22 protein-coding genes and 2 tRNA genes are annotated in these 22,894 nt (G+C 68.3%); 14 read left to right on the top strand and 10 right to left on the bottom strand.

What is annotated here, in order from left to right; genetic code table 11:
- Nucleotides 1-152: 152 nt before the first annotated feature.
- The 4 genes from BMX29_RS05335 (at nucleotide 153) to BMX29_RS05350 (ending at nucleotide 4,643) form a co-directional block, all read left to right on the top strand.
- Nucleotides 153-680 carry an SRPBCC family protein gene (locus tag BMX29_RS05335; RefSeq protein WP_092811012.1) on the top strand — a complete coding sequence of 176 codons (528 nt, stop codon included), beginning with the start codon at nucleotides 153-155 and terminating at the stop codon, nucleotides 678-680.
- Nucleotides 681-763: 83 nt separating this feature from the next.
- The gene (locus tag BMX29_RS05340; protein WP_043843849.1) at nucleotides 764-1,249 is read left to right on the top strand and encodes a (2Fe-2S)-binding protein; all 486 of its coding nucleotides are present in this window, start codon (nucleotides 764-766) and stop codon (nucleotides 1,247-1,249) included.
- A gap of 133 nt (nucleotides 1,250-1,382) precedes the next feature.
- Nucleotides 1,383-3,749, top strand: coding sequence for a xanthine dehydrogenase family protein molybdopterin-binding subunit (locus tag BMX29_RS05345; protein ID WP_092811014.1), 2,367 nt, complete (start codon nucleotides 1,383-1,385; stop codon nucleotides 3,747-3,749).
- 102 nt (nucleotides 3,750-3,851) lie between these two features.
- Nucleotides 3,852-4,643 carry an FAD binding domain-containing protein gene (locus BMX29_RS05350; RefSeq protein WP_043843853.1) on the top strand — a complete coding sequence of 264 codons (792 nt, stop codon included), beginning with the start codon at nucleotides 3,852-3,854 and terminating at the stop codon, nucleotides 4,641-4,643.
- Between the two features lie 43 nt (nucleotides 4,644-4,686).
- Here the strand turns inward: BMX29_RS05350 and BMX29_RS05355 are convergent, their stop codons facing one another.
- Both BMX29_RS05355 and BMX29_RS05360 read right to left on the bottom strand, forming a co-directional pair.
- Nucleotides 4,687-5,226, bottom strand: coding sequence for an AAA family ATPase (locus BMX29_RS05355; protein ID WP_092811016.1), 540 nt, complete (start codon nucleotides 5,224-5,226; stop codon nucleotides 4,687-4,689).
- Nucleotides 5,226-6,719, bottom strand: a complete 1,494-nt coding sequence (locus tag BMX29_RS05360; RefSeq protein WP_092811017.1) for a DUF2252 domain-containing protein — start codon at nucleotides 6,717-6,719, stop codon at nucleotides 5,226-5,228. Before BMX29_RS05360 ends, BMX29_RS05355 begins: the two co-directional genes overlap by 1 nt.
- Before the next feature lie 140 nt (nucleotides 6,720-6,859).
- Between BMX29_RS05360 and BMX29_RS05365 the strand changes: the two genes are divergently transcribed.
- Nucleotides 6,860-7,549 (top strand): fumarylacetoacetate hydrolase family protein, encoded by a 690-nt coding sequence (locus tag BMX29_RS05365; RefSeq protein WP_092811019.1) that lies wholly within the window; start codon nucleotides 6,860-6,862, stop codon nucleotides 7,547-7,549.
- Between the two features lie 26 nt (nucleotides 7,550-7,575).
- Here BMX29_RS05365 and BMX29_RS05370 read toward each other — a convergent pair.
- Nucleotides 7,576-7,652 (bottom strand) — tRNA-Ile (locus tag BMX29_RS05370).
- Between the two features lie 129 nt (nucleotides 7,653-7,781).
- Here BMX29_RS05370 and purM point away from each other — a divergent pair.
- The 3 genes from purM to rnd all read left to right on the top strand — a co-directional run bounded on the left by purM (nucleotide 7,782) and on the right by rnd (nucleotide 10,673).
- A complete protein-coding gene (purM, locus tag BMX29_RS05375; protein ID WP_092811294.1) occupies nucleotides 7,782-8,828 on the top strand; it encodes a phosphoribosylformylglycinamidine cyclo-ligase in 1,047 nt (348 codons plus the stop codon).
- Nucleotides 8,825-9,412 carry a phosphoribosylglycinamide formyltransferase gene (gene purN, locus BMX29_RS05380; RefSeq protein WP_092811021.1) on the top strand — a complete coding sequence of 196 codons (588 nt, stop codon included), beginning with the start codon at nucleotides 8,825-8,827 and terminating at the stop codon, nucleotides 9,410-9,412. The genes purM and purN overlap by 4 nt, the downstream gene beginning before the upstream one ends.
- Before the next feature lie 100 nt (nucleotides 9,413-9,512).
- The gene (gene rnd, locus BMX29_RS05385) at nucleotides 9,513-10,673 is read left to right on the top strand and encodes a ribonuclease D (RefSeq protein WP_043841048.1); all 1,161 of its coding nucleotides are present in this window, start codon (nucleotides 9,513-9,515) and stop codon (nucleotides 10,671-10,673) included.
- A gap of 192 nt (nucleotides 10,674-10,865) precedes the next feature.
- On the opposite strand, the gene BMX29_RS05390 is transcribed toward rnd, so the two are convergent.
- Nucleotides 10,866-11,393 (bottom strand): hypothetical protein, encoded by a 528-nt coding sequence (locus BMX29_RS05390; protein ID WP_092811023.1) that lies wholly within the window; start codon nucleotides 11,391-11,393, stop codon nucleotides 10,866-10,868.
- Nucleotides 11,394-11,570: 177 nt separating this feature from the next.
- On the opposite strand from BMX29_RS05390, the gene BMX29_RS05395 reads away from it, so the two are divergent.
- Entirely contained in the window at nucleotides 11,571-11,981 is a 411-nt protein-coding gene (locus tag BMX29_RS05395) for a SufE family protein (protein WP_043841052.1), read from the top strand.
- A gap of 154 nt (nucleotides 11,982-12,135) precedes the next feature.
- On the opposite strand, the gene trpE is transcribed toward BMX29_RS05395, so the two are convergent.
- The 6 genes from trpE to fabI form a co-directional block, all read right to left on the bottom strand.
- Nucleotides 12,136-13,650, bottom strand: a complete 1,515-nt coding sequence (gene trpE, locus BMX29_RS05400; protein ID WP_092811025.1) for an anthranilate synthase component I — start codon at nucleotides 13,648-13,650, stop codon at nucleotides 12,136-12,138.
- Nucleotide 13,651: 1 nt separating this feature from the next.
- Complete coding sequence (locus tag BMX29_RS05405) at nucleotides 13,652-15,499, bottom strand: peptidyl-prolyl cis-trans isomerase (RefSeq protein ID WP_092811027.1); 1,848 nt, start codon at nucleotides 15,497-15,499, stop codon at nucleotides 13,652-13,654.
- Nucleotides 15,500-15,550: 51 nt separating this feature from the next.
- Nucleotides 15,551-16,744: an aminotransferase gene (locus BMX29_RS05410; RefSeq protein ID WP_092811029.1), complete on the bottom strand. Its 1,194-nt coding sequence runs from the start codon at nucleotides 16,742-16,744 to the stop codon at nucleotides 15,551-15,553.
- Between the two features lie 92 nt (nucleotides 16,745-16,836).
- Nucleotides 16,837-17,340, bottom strand: coding sequence for a xanthine phosphoribosyltransferase (gpt, locus tag BMX29_RS05415; RefSeq protein ID WP_043841061.1), 504 nt, complete (start codon nucleotides 17,338-17,340; stop codon nucleotides 16,837-16,839).
- Nucleotides 17,341-17,348: 8 nt separating this feature from the next.
- Entirely contained in the window at nucleotides 17,349-17,951 is a 603-nt protein-coding gene (locus tag BMX29_RS05420) for a LysE family translocator (protein WP_092811031.1), read from the bottom strand.
- A 16-nt stretch (nucleotides 17,952-17,967) separates the two neighbouring features.
- Nucleotides 17,968-18,774, bottom strand: a complete 807-nt coding sequence (fabI, locus tag BMX29_RS05425) for an enoyl-ACP reductase FabI (RefSeq protein ID WP_043841065.1) — start codon at nucleotides 18,772-18,774, stop codon at nucleotides 17,968-17,970.
- Nucleotides 18,775-18,877: 103 nt separating this feature from the next.
- Here fabI and pdxH point away from each other — a divergent pair, with 103 nt between their 5' ends.
- The 5 genes from pdxH (at nucleotide 18,878) to BMX29_RS05450 (ending at nucleotide 22,215) form a co-directional block, all read left to right on the top strand.
- Complete coding sequence (gene pdxH / locus BMX29_RS05430; RefSeq protein ID WP_092811033.1) at nucleotides 18,878-19,483, top strand: pyridoxamine 5'-phosphate oxidase; 606 nt, start codon at nucleotides 18,878-18,880, stop codon at nucleotides 19,481-19,483.
- Between the two features lie 116 nt (nucleotides 19,484-19,599).
- Nucleotides 19,600-20,133: a cold-shock protein gene (locus tag BMX29_RS05435; protein ID WP_051487296.1), complete on the top strand. Its 534-nt coding sequence runs from the start codon at nucleotides 19,600-19,602 to the stop codon at nucleotides 20,131-20,133.
- On the top strand, nucleotides 20,109-20,606 hold the full coding sequence (locus BMX29_RS05440) for a DUF192 domain-containing protein (protein ID WP_092811035.1): 498 nt from the start codon (nucleotides 20,109-20,111) through the stop codon (nucleotides 20,604-20,606). The genes BMX29_RS05435 and BMX29_RS05440 overlap by 25 nt, the downstream gene beginning before the upstream one ends.
- A gap of 46 nt (nucleotides 20,607-20,652) precedes the next feature.
- A tRNA-Pro gene (locus tag BMX29_RS05445) sits at nucleotides 20,653-20,729 on the top strand.
- Between the two features lie 337 nt (nucleotides 20,730-21,066).
- Nucleotides 21,067-22,215, top strand: coding sequence for a cache domain-containing protein (locus tag BMX29_RS05450; RefSeq protein WP_092811037.1), 1,149 nt, complete (start codon nucleotides 21,067-21,069; stop codon nucleotides 22,213-22,215).
- Nucleotides 22,216-22,894: the final 679 nt, after the last annotated feature.

The following is a 22,894-nucleotide window of genomic DNA, read 5'->3' on the forward strand; positions in this document are numbered from 1 at the left end:
ACTAGACGCAGACGCGGGGCGGGGGAAAGGGCCACCATCGAAGGGGGCGGCGGAGGTGGTCGACCTTCGGGCCGCTCTCTAGGAGAATGGTCTAATATCCCGTGCCGGACGGAGACCCTAACCTCCGGCCAGATCAAGGAAGGACCACCCCGATGCAGATGAGCGATTCCCGCGAGATCGAGGCCCCGCGCGAGACGGTATGGGCGGCGATCCTCAATCCCGACGTGCTGAAGGAATGCGTCCCCGGTTGCACCGAGCTGACCGGAACGCCGGACGAGGGCTTCGAGGCCACGGTCGTGCAGAAGGTCGGACCGGTGAAGGCGACCTTCAAGGGACAGGTCACCGTGTCGGACCGGGTCGAGCCGGAGAAGGTGACGCTCTCGGGCGAGGGCAAGGGCGGTGCCGCGGGCTTTGCCAAGGGCGACGCAAACGTGCGGCTCGAGGAAATCGAGCCCGGACGCACGCGCCTGCACTACGACGTGGAGGCCAAGGTCGGCGGCAAGCTCGCGCAGCTGGGCTCGCGCGTGATCGACGGCTTCGCCAAGAAGATGGCGGACCAGTTCTTCACGCGCCTGCAGGAGGCCATCGAGGGCCCCGCGGAGGAGAGCGAGGCGCCCGAGGCCGAGGAGACGCCCGGCGACAAGAAGAAGGGCTGGTTCAAGCGCATGACCGGGGCCTGAGGAAACGCCGCTTGACACCGGGGGCACCTCCGGGGGCAAGCTACTGACAAGACAGCCGATTGGCCATCCGACGGGAGGAATAGATGACTGAAGTGACGATGAACGTGAACGGCCGCAAGGTGACGCGCAGCGTGCGTGGCAACGAGCTCCTCGTGGAGTTCCTGCGCGAGCAGCTGCGCCTGACCGGCACCCACGTGGGCTGCGACACCAGCCAGTGCGGCGCATGCTGCGTTCACGTGAACGGAGAGCTCGTGAAGGCCTGCACCATGTTCGCGGCCGAGGCCGACGGCGCCGAGGTGGCGACGATCGAGGGTCAGGCCAACGCGGACGGCTCGCTCAACGTGATCCAGCAGGCCTTCCAGGACTACCACGGGCTGCAGTGCGGCTTCTGCACGCCGGGCATGGTGATGTCGGCGGCCTCGCTGCTCAAGGACAACCCCAAGCCCACCGAGGAGGAGATCCGTCACCACCTGCAGGGCAACATCTGCCGGTGCACCGGATACCACAATATCGTCCGCGCGATCATGGCCGCGTCCGGGCAGGAGACGCCGGCGGTCGCGGCCGAGTGACGCCGACGCCCGCGGGAGACGCGCCAAGCGGCGCGACCGCGGGCCGGGGAGAGTAGGGGGCGCGCCCGCGCGGCGCGCCGGAGAGGACCAAGGCATCGGGCGGACATGGCGCCGCCACCCAGGGAGGATCGACATGCCGAAGGATCATGGCATCGGAGCCAGCAGCAAGCGCCGGGAGGACGTGCGCTTTCTCACCGGCACCGGCAACTACACCGACGACATCAACGTCTACGGGCAGGCCTACGTTGCCTTCGTCCGCTCGGACGTGGCGCACGGGCGGATCAAGTCCGTGGACACCGCGGAGGCCGCGGCCATGCCGGGCGTCCTGCGCGTCTTCACCGGCTCGGACTTCGAGGGCGTGGGGTCGATCCCCTGCGGCTGGCAGGTCACAGACCGGCACGGCGAGCCGATGAAGGAGCCCGCGCACCCGGTGCTCGCGCATGGCAAGGTGCGCCACGTGGGCGACCCGATCGCCGCGGTGGTGGCCGAGACGCTTCAGGAAGCGCGCGACGCCGCCGAGGCGGTGATGGCCGACATCGAAGAGCTGCCGGCCGTGGTCGACATGAAGGCCGCCGTGGCCTCGTCCGACACGCTGGTGCACGACGATATCGGCACCAACCTCTGTTACGACTGGGGCTTCGTCGAGGACAACCGCGAGGCCGTGGACAAGGCGATCTCGGAGGCGGCGCACGTCACCACGCTCGAGCTGGTGAACAACCGTCTGGTGGCCAACCCGATGGAGCCGCGCGTGGCCGTGGGCAGCTACGAGGCGGCGGGCGACATGTCGACGCTCTACACCACCTCGCAGAACCCGCACGTAATCCGGCTGCTGATGGGCGCCTTCGTCCTCGGCATCCCCGAGCACAAGTTGCGGGTCGTGGCGCCGGACGTGGGCGGTGGCTTCGGCACCAAGATCTTCCACTATGCCGAGGAGGCGTTCTGCACCTTCGCCGCGCGCGCCCTGAAGCGTCCGGTGAAGTGGACGTCGACGCGGTCCGAGGCGTTCATGTCGGACGCGCACGGGCGTGACCATGTGACCAAGATCGAGCTCGCGCTGGACAAGGATCACAACTTCACCGCGCTCAGGACCGAGACTTACGCCAACATGGGTGCGTACCTGTCGACCTTCGCGCCGTCGGTGCCGACATGGCTGCACGGAACGCTGATGGCGGGCAACTACAAGACGCCGCTGATCTACGTGAACGTGAAGGCGGTGTTCACAAACACCGTCCCCGTCGACGCCTATCGCGGCGCCGGACGGCCCGAGGCGACGTTCCAGCTGGAGCGCGTCGTGGACAAGGCCGCCCGCGAGCTGGGCGTCGATCCGATCGAGTTGCGGCGCAAGAACTTCATCACCGAGTTCCCCTACGCCACGCCGGTCGCGGTGGAGTACGACACCGGCGATTACAACGCGACGATGGACAAGCTGATCGAGATCGCGGACCTGGCTAACTTCGAGACCCGCCGCAAGGAGAGCGAGGGCCGCGGCAAGCTGCGGGGCCTCGGCATCAACAGCTACATCGAGGCCTGCGGCATCGCGCCGTCGAACCTCGTGGGTCAGCTGGGCGCGCGCGCGGGGCTTTACGAAAGCGCGACGGTGCGGGTGAACGCCACCGGCTCGATCAGCGTGATGACCGGCAGCCACAGCCACGGCCAAGGGCACGAGACCGCCTTTCCGCAGGTGGTGGCCGAGATGCTCGGCATCCCCGAGGACATGGTCGAGATCGTCCATGGCGACACCGCCAACACGCCGATGGGCATGGGCACCTACGGGTCGCGCAGCCTTGCGGTCGGCGGATCGGCGATGGTGCGGGCAACCGAAAAGATCATCAACAAGGCCAAGAAGATCGCGGCGCACCTGCTCGAAGCCTCCGAGGCCGACATCGAGCTGAAGGACGGCGCGTTCTCGGTCGCGGGCACCGACAAGTCGGTGGCTTGGGGCGACGTGACGCTGGCGGCCTACGTGCCCCACAACTACCCGCTCGAGGATATCGAGCCGGGTCTGGAGGAGACGGCGTTCTATGACCCGTCGAACTTCACCTACCCCTCGGGCGCCTATTGCTGCGAGGTCGAGGTCGACCCCGACACCGGCAAGGTCGATGTGGTGGCCTTCGCCGCGGCGGACGATTTCGGCAACGTGGTGAACCCGATGATCGTCGAGGGCCAGGTCCACGGCGGCGTCGCGCAGGGCATCGGGCAGGCGCTGCTCGAGAACTGCGCCTACGACGAGACCGGGCAGCTGCTGTCGGCCTCGTACATGGACTACGCGATGCCGCGCGCGGACAACGTGCCGATGGTGACCGTGGACCATTCCTGCCAGACGCCGTGCACCCACAACCCGCTGGGGGTGAAGGGCTGCGGCGAGGCCGGGGCGATCGGCTCGCCGCCGGCGGTGATCAACGCGGTCATCGACGCGCTGCAGTCGGGCGGTCACACCCACGTCACGCATATCGACATGCCCGCGACGCCGAACCGCGTCTGGGCCGCGATGCAGGGCTGAACCAGAAGGGCGGACCGGGGGCGCTGCCCCCGGGCCCCGGGATATTTTTGCCAGGAAGAAGGGCGCGCGCCTTTCCTCTTGGCGGTCGAAGGAGACCTGAGCATGTACGCTTTCGAGATCGAACGCCCGACATCGGTAGCCGACGCCGTGTCGGCGCTGAGCGCGGACGAGGCGCAGCCGCTGGGCGGCGGGCAGACACTGATCCCGACGCTCAAGCAGCGGCTGGCGATGCCGTCGAAGCTGGTGAGCCTCGCGGGCATCGAGGAGATGAAATACGTGCGCCGCGACGGCGACGTTCTGGTGATCGGCGGCGGCACGACCCACGGGCGGATCGCGCGCGAGGCGGCAGAGCACTTTCCGGGACTGGCGGCACTGGCCGGCAAGATCGGCGACCCGGCGGTGCGCAACCGCGGCACCATCGGCGGCTCGATCGCCAATAACGATCCCTCGGCCTGCTACCCGTCGGCGGCGATGGCCTGCGGCGCGACCATCGTCACCAACAGCCGCGAGATCGCGGCCGACGACTATTTCCAGGGCATGTTCACCACGGCGCTGGAAGAGGGCGAGATCGTCACCGAGGTGCGCTTCCCGATTCCCGAGAAGTCGGCCTACATGAAGTTCGAGCAGATCGCATCGCGCTTCCCGCTAGTGGGGGTCTTCGTCGCGAAGTTCTCCGACCGGGTGGGCGTGGGCGTCACCGGCGCATCGAACGACGGCGTGTTCCGCTGGACCGAGGCCGAAGAGGCGCTGGCCGGAAACTTCTCGGCCGATGCTCTTTCGGGCGTCACCGCGCCGCCGGCCTCGGACATGATCGCCGACTTGCACGGAACGGCCGAATACCGGGCGCACCTCATCCCCGTGATGACCAGGCGCGGCGTCGCGGCGGCCGCCTGAGCGCGGTTGAGGGGCGGCGCGGGGTGCCCGCGCCGCCCTTCGATCACGAGACTCGCGCCAGCACGAAGTCGGCGCGGTCCTCCACGTCTGATTTCGGCAACTCGACCGGCCGGTAGCCCAACGAGGGATAGCTTGCCGCCAACCGGTCGGCTTCGGCCGCAGCCTCGGTGATGTCGTGGCGCCGCTCTGGCGTCTGTTCGTAGATGTCGGGCCAGGGCGGCGCGAACAGCACCGTGGGCGCGTAGGGATGCGCGCGCACCAGCGTCTCGAGGAACGGACCACCGCTCGCATGGGCGTGGGCCACCAGCGCGTCGATCAGGCCGCGGTCGAAGAAGACCGGCCCGTCGAGATCGCGCGCCTTTTCGTAGTCGTCCACCGCCAGCCGGATCGCGGCCTGCGCGAACCCCACGGGGTCGTCCCACGGCGTCGCCGCGCCGCCTTCGACAAGGCGGCGGCCGGGCTCGGGCACGGTGGCGAAGCCGCGCCGGGCCAGTTCGGCCACAAGCGCGGATTTCCCCGCCCCCGACGCGCCGGTGATCACGAAGAAGCGCCGGTGCGGGGCGGCGTCGCGGTCCTGCGGCATCAGCGGTAGAGCTTCAGCGTCATGTCGAAGGCGCCGAGCTTCCAGTCCTTGCGGTAGAAGTCGTGGTCGCGGCGCAGGCGCTCCACCGCTTCCTCGGCGAAGTTCAGGATGTCCTCGAAGAACAGTTCCTGCGGCTCCATCGCCTCGACGATGCGCGGCTCGATCCGGTAGTCGAGCTGGCCCGCATCGTCCGAGCGCGCGTGTGCCTGCGCAAGGGCCATGCCGCAGGCGCGGGCATATTGCTTCCACGACTTCTTCGAGAGGTCGTCGAGGTCGATATCGTTGCGGAACGGTGCCCGCTCGCGGGACATGAAGCTCATCCCGTCGATCTCGGCCGCGCCGTAGAACACGTCGCCCGCGGCGAGATGCACCGCCTGTCCGTGGGCGATGCGGTCGCCCTTGTCACCGGCGTCGAAGTCGTTTTCGGGCACAAGTCCCGCGAGCGCCGACCGGCGGGCGCGCTTGAACTCGATGATGAGGTCGTCGGTCGCGTCCTCGCTCGGGCCCTCGAGCAGGACGTAGTAGCGCGCGAGGCCCAGCGACGCAGTGCCTTGGCCGTGCCGGATCGCCACGTCCTTGACCTTGAGAGAGCCGACGCGGGGGGTGTCGGTCACCCTGTTTGTCTTGGCGAGCTTGTCGATGTGGCCTTGGAATTCCTCGACGCGGCTGGACACGGGCGTCAGCTCGTCATTCGCCCGGAAGCCGCGGCCGGACTCGTTCAGGTAGCGCTTCCACAGCCACTTCTTCCGACCCTTGCGCGAGCGCTTGAACAGCTCCTTGATGACGTCGGGCGCGTTGTCGGGTCGCATCTGCTCGCGCGATTCGGTGTCGTTGCGGGCATAGAACGAAATGCCGTCGCGGTATCCTTTCAGGAACTTGCACGCGATCTTCAGCTGCTTCTTGCGGTCCATGCCGCCTTCTTCCTCGATCGCAAGGAGGAAGCCTGTGGCGCCACGCTTGAGGTCCCATGTGAACGGCGCGTAGAGCACGTCGTCGAAATCGTTGACCCCGAAGATCGGCACGTTGTCGGCGTTGGGCATGACGCCGAAATTCTCGGGGTGCACGTCGCCGAGGGCCAGAACGGTGGGCATCCTGGCGTCATCGCCGGCCATGTCGCGGTGGAACAGCAGCGAGGTCCCGCGAAAGAACGAGAACAGCGACCCCGCAAGCTTGTAAAACTTCTCCTCTGCGCCCTCCGCCTTCTGGTCGATGCGGAAGGCATGGTCCTCGATGATCGTCTTGCGAACGTGGATGCGCCGGGCATGGCCGGTCAGCTTGTCCGGGCGCATGACGCAAGCGTTGCTGGCGTAGAGTTGTGCGAGTTCGCTGAATTCGTCGACCCGGTCGCCGAGGCGCTGCACGGGGGTGAACTGGCTCTCGTCGGGGCCGTCGGTCCCCTTCGATGCGTTGGATCTCGACGACCTGGACGCCGCGGATTTTGCGGAGGAGGAAGTCTTGCCGTTCGAATTCGACTTGGTCTTGGCCTCGGCCATGAGCGTCCCTTTCCAGTGTTCTCGTTCTTGCGGGCTTGGGCCATGAAACGCGATGCGCCGACGGACGTTCCGGTGCCGGGGCTTTTCATTCCGGCCGTGGCGGGCCACGTTGGGCGCGGTCCCGACGGGAGATTGCACACATGGACACCTTTTTCGAACCTCGGCCGCAGCCGGCGCTCGCGGTCGCAGGCGCGGCGCGGCTCTACCCGGTTGGGCGGATCTTCTGCATCGGGCGCAACTATGCCGCCCATGCCGCCGAAATGGGCAACGAGGTGGACCGGGAGCGGCCGTTCTTCTTCACCAAGTCCAGCCACCACCTTGCGGCCTCGGGAACGCTCCTGCCTTATCCGCAGGGCACCGAGGACCTGCACCACGAGGTCGAGCTGGTGGTGGCACTCGGCTCCGAGCTGCGCGACGCCGGTCCCGAAGATGCCGCGGCGGCCGTGTTCGGATACGGTGTCGGCCTGGACCTGACACGCCGCGACCTGCAGGCCCGCGCGAAGGAGCGGCGCCATCCCTGGGACGCGGCCAAGGACGTGGAAGGGTCCGCGGTGATCGGGTCGCTGACCCGCGCGGAGGACGCAGGGAGCCTCGAAGGGGCGAGCATTCGGCTCGAGGTCAACGGCGAGGTCCGGCAGGACGGCGCGCTGGCGGACATGATCTGGTCGGTGCCCGAACTTCTGGCCTACCTTTCGACCCTCTACACGCTGGCGCCCGGCGACCTGGTGATGACCGGCACGCCGTCGGGCGTCGGACCGCTGGCCCCCGGGGACGTTGCGGTGGGCACCGTCGACGGGCTGAGCACGGTGCAGGTCACGGTGTCGGGGTGAAGTGCGCCGGGGCGAAGGCGCGATCCTGGTAGGCCCGGCAGGACTTGAACCCGCAACCAAAGCGTTATGAGCGCTCTGCTCTAACCAATTGAGCTACAGGCCCCCAGGGTGCGGGCATGTTGCAGTCCGTGCGCGCCTCGTCAAGGGCGGGACCGGCGTGCGGCGCAACGGCATTGCCGAGCGGCGTGAAACGCTTTACCCGCGCAGCGAACACCAGCGCGGGGAGCGAGAGATGACCAGGCGAACCGGGATGACCTACGCCGAGGCAGGCGTCGACATCGATGCGGGCAACGCGCTCGTCGAGCGGATCAAGCCGGCGGCCAAGCGGACCGACCGCGCCGGCACGATGGCCGGGCTCGGCGGCTTCGGCGCGCTGTTCGACCTCAAGGCGGCGGGCTTCGAGGATCCGATCCTCGTGGCGGCCACCGACGGCGTGGGCACCAAGCTGCGGATCGCCATCGACACTGGCCACGTCTCGCAGGTGGGCATCGACCTCGTCGCCATGTGCGTGAACGACCTCGTCTGCCAGGGCGCCGAACCGCTGTTCTTCCTCGACTACTTCGCCACCGGCACGCTCGACACCGAGACCGCCGCTCAGGTGATCGAGGGCATCGCCGCGGGCTGCGAGGCCGCCACCACCGCGCTGATCGGCGGCGAGACCGCCGAGATGCCCGGCATGTACCCGGCCGGCGATTTCGACCTCGCGGGGTTTGCCGTCGGCGCGATGGAGCGCGGTACCGCGCTGCCCGACGGCGTGACCGAGGGCGACGTGCTGCTGGGTCTTGGCTCGGACGGCGTGCACTCGAACGGCTACAGCCTCGTGCGGCGCGTGGTCGAGGCCTCGGGCCTCGGCTGGGACGCACCCTGCCCGTGGGATGCCGACACGTCCCTCGGGGCATCGCTCCTGACGCCGACTCGCCTCTACGTGACGCCGGTGCTCAAGGCGCTCAGCGCGGGCGGCCTGCACGCGGCGGCGCACATCACCGGTGGCGGCCTGACGGAAAACCTGCCGCGCGTGCTGCCGGAGGGCCTCGGCGCCGAGATCGACCTCGAAAGCTTCACGCCGCCCGGCGTCTTCCGCTGGTTGCGCGAAGAGGGCGGCATGGCCGAGGCCGAGATGCTCAAGACCTTCAATTGCGGCATCGGCATGGTTCTCGTGGTCGACGTCGCGCGCGCCGACGCCATCGCCGCGCTGCTCGACGCTGCCGGAGAGAGCGTCTCGCGGCTCGGTCACGTGGTGCCGGGGCAGGGGGTCGCCTACACCGGCTCCCTGGCATGACGCGCGTCGCCATCCTGATCTCGGGCGGCGGGTCGAACATGGTGACGCTGGCAGACAGCATGACCGGCGACCACCCGGCGCGGCCCTGCCTGGTCCTCGCGAACGATCCGCAGGCCGGCGGTCTGGCCAAGGCCGCGGCACGGGGCATCCCGACGGAGACGGTCGACCACCGCCCCTATCGCGGCGACCGTCCGGGCTTCGAGGCCGAACTGACCAGTCGGCTCGAGGCGGCGGCGCCCGACGTCATCTGCCTCGCGGGCTTCATGCGTATTCTCACCGCCGACTTCGTGACGCGGTGGGCGGGCCGGATGCTCAACATCCATCCCTCGCTCCTGCCGAAATACCGCGGCCTCGACACTCATGCGCGCGCCATCGCGGCCGGCGATGCCGAGCATGGCTGCTCGGTCCATCTGGTCACGCCCGAACTCGACGACGGTCCGATCCTCGGCCAGGCGCGGGTGCCGGTCGAGGCCGACGACACGCCCGAAACCCTTGCCGCTCGGGTGCTGGTGCAGGAGCACCGGCTCTACCCGGCGGTCCTGCGCCGCTTCGTCGAGGGCAGGCGTGACCGGCTGGACCTCTGACCCCGCCGACCGGGCGGTGGTCTCGCCAAAGTCCGGCTTTGCACGCCCGACCGCGATCCGCTACGGTCGCCCAACCTTCTCCGCACCTCAACGGGACGCGATGCACACGATCACCACCACCGAAGATCTTCGCGCGTTCTGCGAGCGCGCCCAAGGCCAGCCCTACGTCACCGTCGATACCGAGTTCCTGCGCGAGCGGACCTACTATTCCAAGCTCTGCCTGATCCAGCTCGCGCTGCCGTCGCGGGGCGAGGACGACGCGGTGCTGGTCGACCCGATCGAGGGCGCGGAGATGTCGCTCGAGCCGCTGATGGAGCTCTTCCGTGACACCTCGGTGGTCAAGGTCTTCCACGCCGCCCGGCAGGACCTCGAGATCTTCTACGTCGATCACGGCGTGATCCCGGACCCGCTCTTCGACACGCAGGTCGCGGCGATGGTCTGCGGCTTCGGCGAACAGGTGGGCTACGAGACGCTGGTCAAGCGCATCGCCAAGGCGCAGCTCGACAAGTCGTCGCGCTTCACCGACTGGTCGCGCCGGCCGCTGTCGGACGCGCAGAAGACATACGCGCTCGCGGACGTCACGCACCTGCGCGACATCTACGAGTATCTGGACCGGCGCCTGCGCGACACGGGGCGCCACCGCTGGGTGGTCGAGGAGATCGAGACGCTGACCGATCCGGCCACATACACCACGCGCCCCGAGGACGCCTGGCAGCGCATCAAGACGCGCTCGTCGAGCCCGCGCTTCCTCGCGCTGGTGCAGGAACTCGCGCAGTTCCGCGAATCCTACGCGCAGGAGCGCAACATCCCCCGCAATCGCGTCTTCAAGGACGACGCGCTGTCCGAGCTCGCCTCGACCAAGCCGCAGACCATGCAGGATCTCGGACGGTCGCGGCTGCTCCTACGCGAGGCGCGCAAGGGCGACATCGCCGAGGGCATCCTCGCCGCGGTCAAGCGCGGCATGGACCGGCCCAAGGACCAGCTTCCGCAGGCCGAGCAGGGCCGCGACCGGCAGCACAACAACCCGGCGCTGGCGGATCTCCTGCGGGTTCTCCTGAAGGCCAAGACCGAGACCTCGGGCGTCGCGCCCAAGCTGATCGCCAGTGCCTCGGACCTCGACGCCATCGCCTGCGGCGACCGCGACCTTCCAGCGATGAAGGGCTGGCGCTACGAGGTCTTCGGCGAGGATGCGATGAAGCTTTGCGAGGGCCGCATCGCGCTGTCGGCCAAGGGGCGGACCCTCACGGTCATCGACATCTGAGCGCCCGGTTGGGCGCGGTGTGTACCCGGCCCTTCTTCTCGGTCGAAATACTCCGGGAGTGAATTGGCCGAAGGCCAAGAGAGGGCAGCGCCCTCTTGCCCCGTCGCCCGTCATCAGGACGCGCCGCGCGTCGAGGCCCGGGCCGCCACCGAAGCAATCACGATCGGAAAAGCGGGATCCGCATCCAGCGGCTCAGCGGCTGCGGGCGATGGCGTTCTCTCGGCCCGCGACCTCGATCCGGCTGATCGTCGCCAGGTCGTTGTCGGTGAGCCAGACGGCCGCGGTGGCCTTGCGCGCGTCGGGTCCCACGTTGCGCGGACCGGGGCGCTGATAGGCCGAGAGCGTATAACGCAGGACACCGGCAGGTGCCGCCTCGTCGGGCACGAGCCGTACGTCGAAGGGGCCGGCGCGGTTCGCGATGCCGGTGGCACGCACGATGGCACCGCCGGGGCGCCGCTCGATCAGCATCTCGTCGATCACGGCCATGGGGCGCCCGGCATAGACGCCCTCCTCGCGATTGCGCCGGAAGATCGAGCCCGCGCGATTGCGCTCGGGGATCAGCGCGTTGCGGCCGGCGGCCGCCTGCGAGGGGGCCGCGTCCACCGCCACGGTGCGCGCCGGGCCGAACCAGTTGAACGGGTTGAGCCGGCTGTCCCGCACGGTGCCGCAGCCCGCGACCGTGAGTGCCGAGATCAGCAGAACGCCCACAGAGGTCTTCATCGCCGGTATCCGTCCGTTGCCCGCAGTGCGCCGTTGCCGGGCCGGTCACCCGCACGGCCCGTCCGGCGTAGCCCATCCGCACCGCTTTGAAAAGCGGCGGCGGGCGGGAGGGGGGCTGGACGCCGGGCGCCGGGCCTCTTAGGTCACGCCTGATCCCGGAACAGGAAGGACGTCCCCATGGCACAGGCGGCATTCGAGGAAGTGGTGGAAGACTTCGAGTTCCTCGAGGACTGGGAAGACCGCTACCGCATGGTCATAGAAATGGGCAAAGAGATGAACGGCTTGCCCGACGCTTTGAAGGTGCCTGCCACCAAGGTCGAGGGCTGCGCGAGCCAGGTCTGGCTGCACCCCCGGATCGAGGACGGCCGCTTTCACTTCGAGGGCGACAGCGATGCCGTGATCGTGCGGGGGCTGATCGCGCTGCTGCGGCGGCTCTATGACGGGCTGGCCGTGGGCGACGTGGTGAACGTCGACGCCAAGGCCGAACTGGGCCGTCTGGGACTGGAAGAGAACCTGTCCTCGCAGCGCTCCAACGGGCTGCGCGCGATGATCGAGCGTATCCGGGGCATTGCGGCCGAGGCGGCCTGAGTCGAGGGGGGAACGGTTTCCCGCCTGCGGATCTTGTCCTGACGGACGTTCGGCGCCGGGTTCGTTTGCCGCCCGTCGTTATCGGTGAAAGGCACTCACGCTCGCAGCCGTAAGGCGGAGGATGGATCTCGCCCGACCTGTTCGCCGTGCCCGTTCAGCCGTTTCCGCCGTCTCCGAACCGGGCCGCATCGGCGGCCGCGCGCCGGATGGCGTTCGATTTGTGCACCGTTTCCTGGTACTCGGCCTCGGGATCGCTGTCGTAGACCACGCCGCCGCCCGCCTGGATGTAGAGCTTCTCGTCCTTCACGATGGCTGTGCGCAGCGCGATGCACATGTCCATGTCGCCGCCCGCGCTGAAATAGCCCACGCCGCCGCCGTAGACGCCGCGCTTTTCCGGTTCCAGTTCGCCGATGATCTCCATCGCGCGGACCTTGGGTGCGCCCGACACCGTGCCGGCCGGAAGTCCCGCCAGCAGCGCCGAGAGCGCATCCTGGTCCGGGGCCAGTTCCCCGGTCACGTTCGACACGATGTGCATGACGTGGCTGTAGCGCTCGATCACGAATTTCTCGGTGGGGGTCACCGTGCCGATCTTCGAGACCCGGCCGACGTCGTTGCGGCCGAGGTCCAGCAGCATCAGGTGCTCGGCCAGTTCCTTCTGGTCGGCCAGCAGGTCGGCCTCGTGCGCGCGGTCCTCCTCGGGCGTGGCGCCGCGGGGACGGGTGCCGGCGATGGGCCGGATTGTGACTTCGTCGCCGAAGACCCGCACGAGGATCTCCGGGCTCGCGCCGATCACCTGGAAGCCGTCGAAGTCGAAGTAGAACATGAACGGCGAGGGGTTGGTGCGCCGGAGGCTGCGGTAGAGCGCGAAGGGGGGCAGGGGGAAGTCCTGCGTCCAGCGCTGCGACGGCACCACCTGGAAGATGTCGCCCGCGCGAATGTAGTCCTTGGCGGTCTCGACCGCGGCGCGGTAGGCCTCTGGCGTGAAGTTCGACACCGGCGGCGCCGCCTCGCGCGCCTCACCGAGGTTGCGGCTGGCCTGCGGCATGGCGCGTTCGAGGTCGCGCACCGCGTCCATGACCCGCTCTGCCGCCTGAGCGTAGGCAGCCCGGGCCGACAGTCCGTCCGCGGCCCAGGCGGGTGCCACAACCGTCACCTCGCCCTTCACGCCGTCGAGCACGGCCACCACCGAAGGCCGCAGCATCACCGCGTCGGGCAGCTCCAGCGGGTCGGCGTTTGGCTCGGGCAGACGCTCGACCAGCCGGATCATGTCGTAGCCGAGATAGCCGAACAGGCCCGCCGCCGATTGCGGCAGATCGTCGGGCAGGTCGATGCGGCTTTCGGCGATCAGGGCGCGCAGGGCCGAAAGGGGATCGTTGCCCTGGTCGTCCCACGCGTCGGGATCGAAGCGGGCTGCGCGGTTCACGCGGCTCGTCCGGCCCCGGCATTCCCAGATCAGGTCCGGCTTCATCCCGACGATCGAGTAGCGCCCGCGCACCTCGCCGCCGGTGACCGACTCGAGCACGAAAGCGTTGGCCGCGCCGCCTGCGAGCTTGAGCATCAGAGACACCGGCGTGTCCAGATCGGCGGCGAGCCGGGCATAGACAACCTGGTTCTCGCCGCGCGCGTGGCGCTCGGCGAAGGCATCGAAGGCGGGGACGAGCGCGGCCATCTTACTGCAACTGCGTCGCGACGGCGTTGAGCGCCTGCTCGTCCACCTGGACACCGGCGCGCGACTGGATGTCGGTCACGAAGGCCTCGAACAGACCGGCGGCGATGTCCTCCGCCGCCTGGTTGCGCAGGCGATTGGCGATCGCGGCAGCCTCGTCACTCTCCATGTCGGCATCGACCACGCGGTCGAGCTGGACGATTGCGACCCGGCCAAGTCCGGGCAGAACGGCGACATCGCCCTCTTCCATCTCAAAGACCTCGGCCACGGCGCCCTCGGGCAGGCCGTCCACGGTGGTCGAGCGCGCGACCGCGTCAAGCGAGCTTGGCGTGAGACCCGCGGCCTCGAAGTTCTGACCGCCGCGGATTGCATCGGCGAGCTCCTCGGCGCGGCCCTGCAAGAGCTCGGTCACGCGGGCGCGCTGCCAGCCCGTGCGGACCTGGTCGCGCACCTCGTCGAGCGGGCGGGGCGCCTCGGGGAGAACCTCGTCGACACGCGCCGCGAACACGCCGCCGTCGCCGAGCTCGATGATTTCGGGATATTCGCCGGGGGCCATGCTCGCGATGGCTTCGCCGAACGCCGGGTAAGAGGTGATGCCGTCGCCGTTCTGGCCGGCATAATCGACCTCGCCGAGTTCCATGTCGGTCTCCGAGGCCAGATCCTCGAGCGTTGCGCCGCCGACGAGGCGGTCGTCGAAGTCCGACGCGTTGGCCTGGATCGCGCGGCGCGATTCGTCCAGAACCAGGCTGTCCCGGAGGGCGGGCTTGGCCTCCTCGAAAGAAGTGGACTGGGCCGAAAGCTGCGCATTCACGCGGAAGAGCGCGGGGCCAAGCGACGAGGGTGCGGGGCCCGCGACCTCGCCGGTGCCCACCGAGAACACCGCGTCGGCCGCGTCACCGAGATCGTCGCGCGACACCACGCCGAGATCGGTATCGGCGAGGTCCAGCCCGCGTGCCTCCACGAGCGTCTCGAAGTCGGTTTCGCCGGCCTCGATCCGGCCCGCGGCGTCCTGTGCGGCGTCCTCGGACGAAAAGACCAGTCGCTCGACAAGGCGACGCTCCGGCATGTTGAATTCGCTCTCGCGCTCCTCGTAGGCGGCGCGCAGGCGATCCTCGGAAATCTCGACGGTGTCGACCAGCATGTCGGGGGTCACCCAGGCATAGGTGACGCGCTTGGTTTCGGGGCGCGTATACCGGTCGATGTTCTCGTCGTAATAGGTCTGGAGGTCCTCCTCGGACGGCTCCGGCACCTCCTGGTCGAGGTCCGAGCGGTCGAGGCTCGCGAAGGTGACGTCGCGTGTCTCGGCGGCGTAGGCAACGATGGTGTCGACGTAGGATTGCGGCATCCGGGGCCCGGCGACGATCCCGCCCTGAAGGAGCGAGCGCGCGGTTTCGGCGCGCAGGTCTTCCTCGAATTCGCCCTCTGAAAGACCGGAGTTCTGCAGCGCAAAGCGGTAGGCCTCGCGGTCGAACTGCCCGTCGGGGCCCTGGAACGCGCCGATCTGGGCGAGCTGGTCGGCCAGCACCTCGTCGCCCACGGACAGGCCGATGCGGTCGGCTTCCCAGTCGAGCGACGTTTCGGTCACCAATTGCGCCAGCACCTGCCGATCGACGCCTGCATTGCGCAGGTCCGAAATCGACACCGCCTGGCCGTTCTGCTGCTGGATGCGGCTGATCTGGTTCTGCAGCGCGCGGGCATAATCCTGCGCCTCGACCTCGGTGTCGCCCACCGAAGCCACCGACCCGGAGGAGCCGGTGAAGCTGGTCGCGCCGAAGCCGATCAGACCCAGGAAGAGGAGGCCCATGAGGCCCCACATGAAGACCTTGGAGAGGCCCTTGGCCTTGAGTGCCATGTCCGCGCGTTCCCCTCTGCCGCTGTCTCGGATAAGTCGGTCCGGCGCTGTCTAGTGGCTGTCAGGGGGGCTCGCAAGGGGCCGCTCGAACGCCGCGAGGCGCGCGAAGAGCGTGGCGATCTGGTCCGCGTCCACGTTCGCGAAGGCGATGCGGACCTCGCGGGCGCCGGCGGGATCGCCCTCGGGACGGAACATCGTGCCCGGCAGCAGCAGGACCCCGGCCTCGCGCACTAGGTCGCGGGCTAGGGCGTCGGAGGCGATGTCGAACGGGTGCGCGAGATAGGCGAAATACGCGCCCACGCCCATCAACCGCCAGCCGCGCGCCTCCAGTACCGGCATCTGCGCCTCGATCGCCGCCCGGCGCGCCAGGATCTCGGCCCGTTCGCCGGCCACCCAGGACCCCAGATGGCGCAGCCCGTGCAGCGCGGCAAGCTGGCCCAGCTGCGGCGCGCAGATCGCGACGGTGTCGAGAAACTTCTCGGTCTCGGCCAGAAGGCGCGTGTCCGCGACGATGGCGCCGACGCGGTGGCCCGTCAGGCGATAGGCCTTGGAAAACGAGTAGAGTTGCACCAGCGTCTCGTCCACGCCGCCCGCCAAAAGGTCGTGCGGCGCGCCGTCGCGGCTGTCGAAGTCCCGGTAGGTCTCGTCAACGATCAGCCGCAGCCCGGTCTCGCGGGCGAGATCGCGGAAGGCCGCGAGCGTGGCGGCGGGATATTCGACTCCGCCGGGATTGTTGGGCGAGACCAGCGCGATCGCGCGGGTGCGGGGCGTGACGAGAGCGCGGGCGGCCTCGGCGTCGGGAACCAGGTCGGCCCCGGTGCCGAGCGGCACCGCGCGGACGCCCGACATGTCGAGCCACATCTTGTGATTGAAGTACCACGGCACCGGCAGCAGCACCTCGTCGCCCTCGGTGCAAAGCGCCGCGACCACTGCCGCGAAGGCCTGATTGCAGCCCGCCGTGATCGCCACGTTCTCCGACGCCACGGCCCCGCCGTAGCCGGCGGTGAACGCCTCGGCCAGTGCGGCGCGCAGCTCGGGGTGGCCGAGCACGGGGCCGTAGAGGTGCGTGGCGGGGTCGTTCAGCGCCTCGGCCATCGCCGCGCGCAGTTCCGGCGGGGGCGGGTCCACCGGCGCGGCCTGGCTCACGTTCAGGAGCGGCCGCTCGGGCGGGAAGGTGACGCCCTCAAGCCAGCGGCGCGCCTCCATCACGGGCGGGGCGAAGGTGGTGGCGGTGCGGCTGGTCATGGCGTTTCTCCGGTTGGAGAGGAGAGGACCGGGGCGCTGCCCCGGACCCCGGAGTATTTCGCGACGAGAAGAAGGGGCGGCCGGGCCGCGGCTCAGTCGTCGGCGCCGTGGTAGGGTTTGACGTATTGCAGCGCCATGTCCCACGGGAAGAAGATCCAGGTGTCCTGGCTGACCTCGGTCACGAAGGTGTCGACCTGCGGCTTGCCCTGGGGCTTGGCGTAGACGGTGGCGACATGGGCGTTCGGCATCGCGGCGCGCACAACTTCGAGCGTCTTGCCGGTGTCCACGAGGTCGTCGACGATCAGGATGCCGGTGCCGTCGCCCACCACTTCGGCGTCGGGGGACTTGATGATGCGCGGCTCCGCCTGGGTCTGGTGATTGTAGGATTTCACCGAGATCGTATCGACGGTGCGGATATCGAGTTCGCGGCTGACGATCATCGCGGGCGCCATGCCGCCGCGGGTGATCGCGACCACGGCCTTCCAGCCGCCATCGGCCGGCCCGTGGCCCTGCAGGCGCCAGGCCAGCGCGCGTGCGTCGCGGTGCAGCTGGTCCCAGCTGACGTGAAATCCCTTCTCGTGCGGCAGTCGGTCCATGTGTGTTCTTACCTGTCGATCAGAAGTCGGAGCCCGAGCGCGCCGAGGATCGCCGCGGCGACGCGGTCGAGAGCGGGCTTGAGCGCGAGGTAGCCGTCGCGGGCGGGGCCGGTGGCCAGACCGAGCGCGACGGCGGCGTAGACCGTCCATTCGACCGCGAGGTGGTTGGCCACGATCACGACCTTTTCCCACCCGGTCAGGCCCTGCGGGAAGATCACCAGCAGGACCGAAGCGGCGAAGAGAACGGATTTCGGATTGGCGAGGTTCACCAGCAGACCCGTGCGGAAGGCCCGGGCCGGCACCGTGCCCGAGGCCTCGAGCGGGCGGCGCGCATCGCGCCACATCGTCCGCGCCAGCCACAGCAGGTACAGCGCGCCCGCGACCTTCATCACGACATAAGCCCAGGGGACCAGCGCGAAGAGCGCGTCGAGCCCCAGAAGTGCGGCGGCGGTCCAGGCGGCCGCCATCGTGCCGAGGCCCAGCCCGGTCGCGATCCCGGCCCGCGGGCCGGAGACGAGCGCCGTGCGCAGGGCAAGCAAGAGCGCCGGGCAGGGGCTCGCCATCGCCGCCAGCAGCGTCAGGTTGAACGCGAGAAGGTGGGGCCAGTCCATGCCAGCGCCGCCCCCGTCAGGCCTTTTCGATGTCGGGGGCGTCAGGCGCCTTCATGCCGACGATGTGATAGCCCGCGTCGACGTGGTGGGTCTCGCCGGTGACGCCGGAGCCGAGGTCCGACAGCAGGTAGAGCGCGGACTTGCCGACATCTTCGGTGGTCACGTTGCGGCGCATGGGCGAGTTCAGTTCGTTCCACTTCATGATGTAGCGGAAGTCGCCGATGCCCGAGGCGGCGAGCGTCTTGATCGGGCCGGCGGAGATCGCGTTGACGCGAATGCCGTCGCGGCCGAGGTCCTCGGCCATGTAGCGCACCGACGCCTCGAGCGCGGCCTTGGCGACGCCCATGACGTTGTAGTGCGGCATCACGCGCTCGGCGCCGTAGTATGTCAGGGTCAGCGCCGAGCCGCCCTCGGTCATCATCTCGGCCGCACGCTTGGTCACGGCGGTGAACGAGTAGACGGAAATGTCCATCGTCGACAGGAAGTTCTGCCGCGAGGTGTCGACGTAGCGACCGCGCAGCTCGGACTTGTCGGAATAGCCGATGGCATGGACGATGAAGTCGAGCCGGTCCCATTTCTCCCGCAGCCCTTCGAAAAGCGCGTCGATGGAATCCCAGTCGCCCACGTCGCAGGGCAGAACGATCTCGGAGCCGAGGCTTTCGGCCAGCGGCGCCACGCGCTTCTTAAGGGCGTCACCCTGGTAGGAGAAGGCGAGCTCCGCGCCGGCATCGGCGCAGGCCTTGGCGATGCCCCAGGCGATCGACTTGTCGTTGGCCAGCCCCATGATGAGACCGCGTTTCCCCGCCATGAGTTCGTTTGACATCCGCAATCTCCGACCGACTTTCCAGTGCTCGTCCTTTAGGACATGGATGTGCGACCATCAAGGGCGCCGCCCGGTGCGGCGCGGAGACCGGAGCAGGAAGACCATGAGCGAACGCGGCGGCATTTTCGCGGGCGACGACCCCTTCGAGATCGCGCGGGCCTGGCTGGCCGAGGCCGAGGCGTCCGAGCCCAACGACCCCAACGCCATCGCGCTGTCGACGGTGGACCCGGATGGTCTGCCAAACGCGCGGATGGTGCTTCTGAAAGACATCGAGGACGGGGCCTTCGTGTTCTACACGAACTACGGCAGCGCCAAGGCGCGCGAGATCGAGGCCGCCGGCAAGGCCGCCTTCGTGCTGCACTGGAAATCGCTCCGGCGCCAGATCCGGGTGCGCGGGCTCACCGAGCGCGAGGAGGGCGAGAAGGCCGATGCCTATTTCAAGAGCCGCTCGCTCAAGAGCCGGCTCGGGGCGTGGGCGTCGCGCCAGTCGGAGCCGCTGGACAGCCGCACGGCGCTCATGGCCGAGGTCGCGACGGTGACCGCGCGGCTGGGGCCGAACCCGCCGCGGCCGCCGTTCTGGGGCGGCATTCGAATCGTGCCGACCGAGATCGAGTTCTGGGCCGACGGCGCGTTTCGCCTGCACGACCGGTTCCGGTGGCGGCGGGACGGTACAGGGGCCGAATGGGCGATTCAGCGGCTGAATCCTTGAGGGCATTCACGTAATTCTGCCGATGAACGCTTATCGTAAATAAGTGTATTGCGCCCATCTTTGAATGTGTCCAAATTCGTGTCGTGACCTGTTGTTTCGTAATTGGTGAACGGCGCGTGAAACACGATCTTAATTTCGATGACCAGCGGACGATCACCGGAACGGTGAAATGGTTCGACCCCGGAAAGGGATTCGGGTTCGTCGTGGCGGATGCCGGTGGGCCGGACATCCTGCTCCATGCCAACGTGCTGCGGAATTTCGGCCAGAACTCGGTCACGGACGGGGCCCGCATCGACATCGCCGTGCAGAGCACGGAGCGCGGCAAGCAGGCCGTGCAGATCCTGTCGATCGCGCCGCCCGAAGAAAGCTCTTCCCAACCCCTGAGCGACGTCGACGAGATCGATGACGACATTCTGGCCGCCGCGCCGCTGGAGGCCGCAAGGGTCAAGTGGTTCGACAAGGTGAAGGGTTTCGGGTTCGCCAACGTGTTCGGCCGGCGCGAGGACGTGTTCGTTCACATCGAGGTGTTGCGGCGCTCCGGACTTGCGGACCTGCAGCCCGGTGAGGCATTGGCGATCCGGGTGGTCGACGGCAAGCGCGGCCGCATGGCGACGGAGGTGAGCGCATGGGAAACCGCGGTTTCGGAGTGATCCGCACGGGGGCTGCCTTGGCCGCGCTGATGTTGGCAGGACCCGTCGCGGCCGAGTGCGCGGCCGACCGCATCGCTCTGCGTGGTGATTTCGGCAACGTGGCTTTTCAAGTGGACGTGGCCGACACCGTCGAGGAGCGGGCGCAGGGCCTGATGTTCGTCGAGGAGATGCCGCGCTTCGCTGGGATGCTCTTCGTCTACGACCGGCCGCAGCCGGTGGCGTTCTGGATGAAGAACACGCTGATCCCGCTCGACATGGTTTTCGCCGATGCCCGCGGCGTGGTGCAGCGGGTCCATGCCGAGGCGGTGCCCGGCGACCTGACCGGCATTCCGGGCGGCGACGGCATCCAGTACGTGCTCGAGATCAACGGCGGCATGGCCGAGACGCTGGGGATCGCGCCCGGCGCGCAGATGCAGCACCCGGCCATCTCGGACGCCGCGTGGGCCTGCGACGACGTCACGCCCGAAGGCTGAAACGGCCCTTTTCAAACCCGGCCGGCGCCGCTAAAGGGGCCGGTGTCGGGGCGTAGCGCAGCCTGGTAGCGCGACGGTTTTGGGTACCGTAGGTCGGAGGTTCGAATCCTCTCGCCCCGACCATCCCTCCTAGATGATTGCTTTTCCTCACTATTCGGGCACCGCGCCACGGTTTCCGGCGCGGCGCGAGAAATGTCGGCGTCCGGCGGCACGGTTCGCCGCGAAACTGTCGCATTCTCGAACTCGAAGGTAATGAGCCACCTCAAGCGGGGACATCGGGTTCGAGGGATGTTTGGGCGCGTCAGGTCGGAAAAGCAAGATTTTGCAGGCGACTCACACGTGGTGACTGGCCTTCTTCCGGCTACCGTCGCTGACCCGCAGAAATTGTTTACGCCTGTCAAATTGTCGCCTCTCTTGGCCAATATTAACCAAATAGAACAAATCCCGGAAAGGGACGGCGATGACACGGCGGCGGTTACCTCGACTCTCACTGGCACTCACCTTCTGGAACGGTCTTTTCCTGGCAATCGTCGCGGTCGCGGTGTTCGTCGGAAGCCACCGCCACGTCGATGATCTGGGGAACCGCATCCAGGAAGATCACGCTCTCAAGACCGCCCGGGCCGTTGCGCTGACCTTCTCGAAGGCGATCGATCGTGAATGGGAAAGCCTTCGCGCCGTTGCCGCCAAGATCGACCCGACCGACTATGCCTCGGCACGCAGCTTTGCCGACGCGGTGCTGGACGCAAGCTCCAGTGTCGCCTGGGCAGGGATTGCCGGGCGGGACGGTGTGGTGATCGCCGGGGCAGGGGGCATGCGCGAAGGTGACGATGTCTCCGGTCGGCGCTGGTTCCGCGAAGGCCTGCGCGGCCCGAATGCCGGAACCGTCTACCGGCCCGACGACGCCGAGGCCGAAGGGTTCGTGAACCTCTCCACGCCGGTTCTGGACGCTGCGGGAGAGCCGCTCGGCGTTGTCGTTTACCGCATCAGCACGGACTGGGTGGAGCGCTACGTCGCCGATGCCGCCGATACGCTGGGAATCGACGCCTTTGTCGTGGACGCCCAGAACAGCGTGGTGTCCCGTCATTTGCCCAACCACGCCTCGCCACTGACCGATCGCGAGATCATGACAAAACGGCTACGGATGGAGCGCGGGCTCGTGGTCGACGGGATTTCGGGCGACGGGTTCGTCTCGGCACTGGTTCCCAACTTCTCTGGACCGAACAATCCGTCTCTGGGCTGGGACCTGATCGTGCGTGTGCCCGAACGGTCGCCGGCGCTGATCGATGCGACCCAACCGGGTTGGGGCGTCGTGCTGGGACTGGCGATCGTGGGTGGCATGCTGGGCATCGTCTACCTTGTGAATTTCCTTCTCACGCGGTGCATCGCGGGCCTTGCCCGTGGAGTCGACGACCTGGCGCACGGTATCGTCAGCTATCCGTCGGACCGCGTGAGTTCCCAGGAGGCCGAGCAACTGTCGCACGCTCTGACACTGCTTCAGACCGAGACGCTGAACCGCAATCGCGAGCTGGCCCGGGCACGGCGCAAGGAGGAAGAGGCGCAGGCAGCGCAGATGCCGCCTCCGAAGCAGCGCTTCCTGCGCTCTGCGTGACACTGGCCGGCTGACGTAACGTCCTTCATCACCGCTGAAACCACGGCGCGGCCCGCATCGTGTTTAGGGGCGATGACGCAAGACACCGAAGATCCCGCCGTCCCTCAAGTGGCCCGCGAACATGCGTGGGTGAGCGAGGTTCTGGCCGACCTCGAGACCTATGCTCGACGCAACGGCCTGCGCGACGCGGTGCCTGACATCCGCGCGCTACGCCGCCGGATCGAGGCGCTGACCACGGACGCCTGACATCCGATCTCGGGCGCGCAGGCGTGACCCCGCTACCACATCTGGACTCACCAGCACCTGAGTCGGGCACGCGCGGGCCGGTGCTAAGCTTGTGTGCCTCCATTTCAGGCATGGTTCGGCGCTTGACCGATCCGTCCCTGAAGCTCTTGCAGACCCGGGGATAGCCCTGTGGAAAACCGCGTATTTCGCCGGGTTTCCCCGCAACCCCGTGGGTGGGGACTTGTGCAAGACTCAAAGCCTGCGGGCAGGGAGTGTGGCCCTTCGCGCAGTCAACACCAAATATAGCGAAATACTCGTTGACGATCGCCCGCGAGTCGCGGCAGTTTGTGCTGGCCGCCGGAGCGATCCACTAGATGTGGTATGGCCCCGCGGGCATGACAGCCAGACCGGTCCGACCGATCGTCGCCGTCCTCAGGGTGCGGCGGACCCTGGA

The organism is Roseivivax marinus (genome assembly GCF_900109705.1).
In the GTDB taxonomy this organism is placed as follows: domain Bacteria; phylum Pseudomonadota; class Alphaproteobacteria; order Rhodobacterales; family Rhodobacteraceae; genus Roseivivax; species Roseivivax marinus.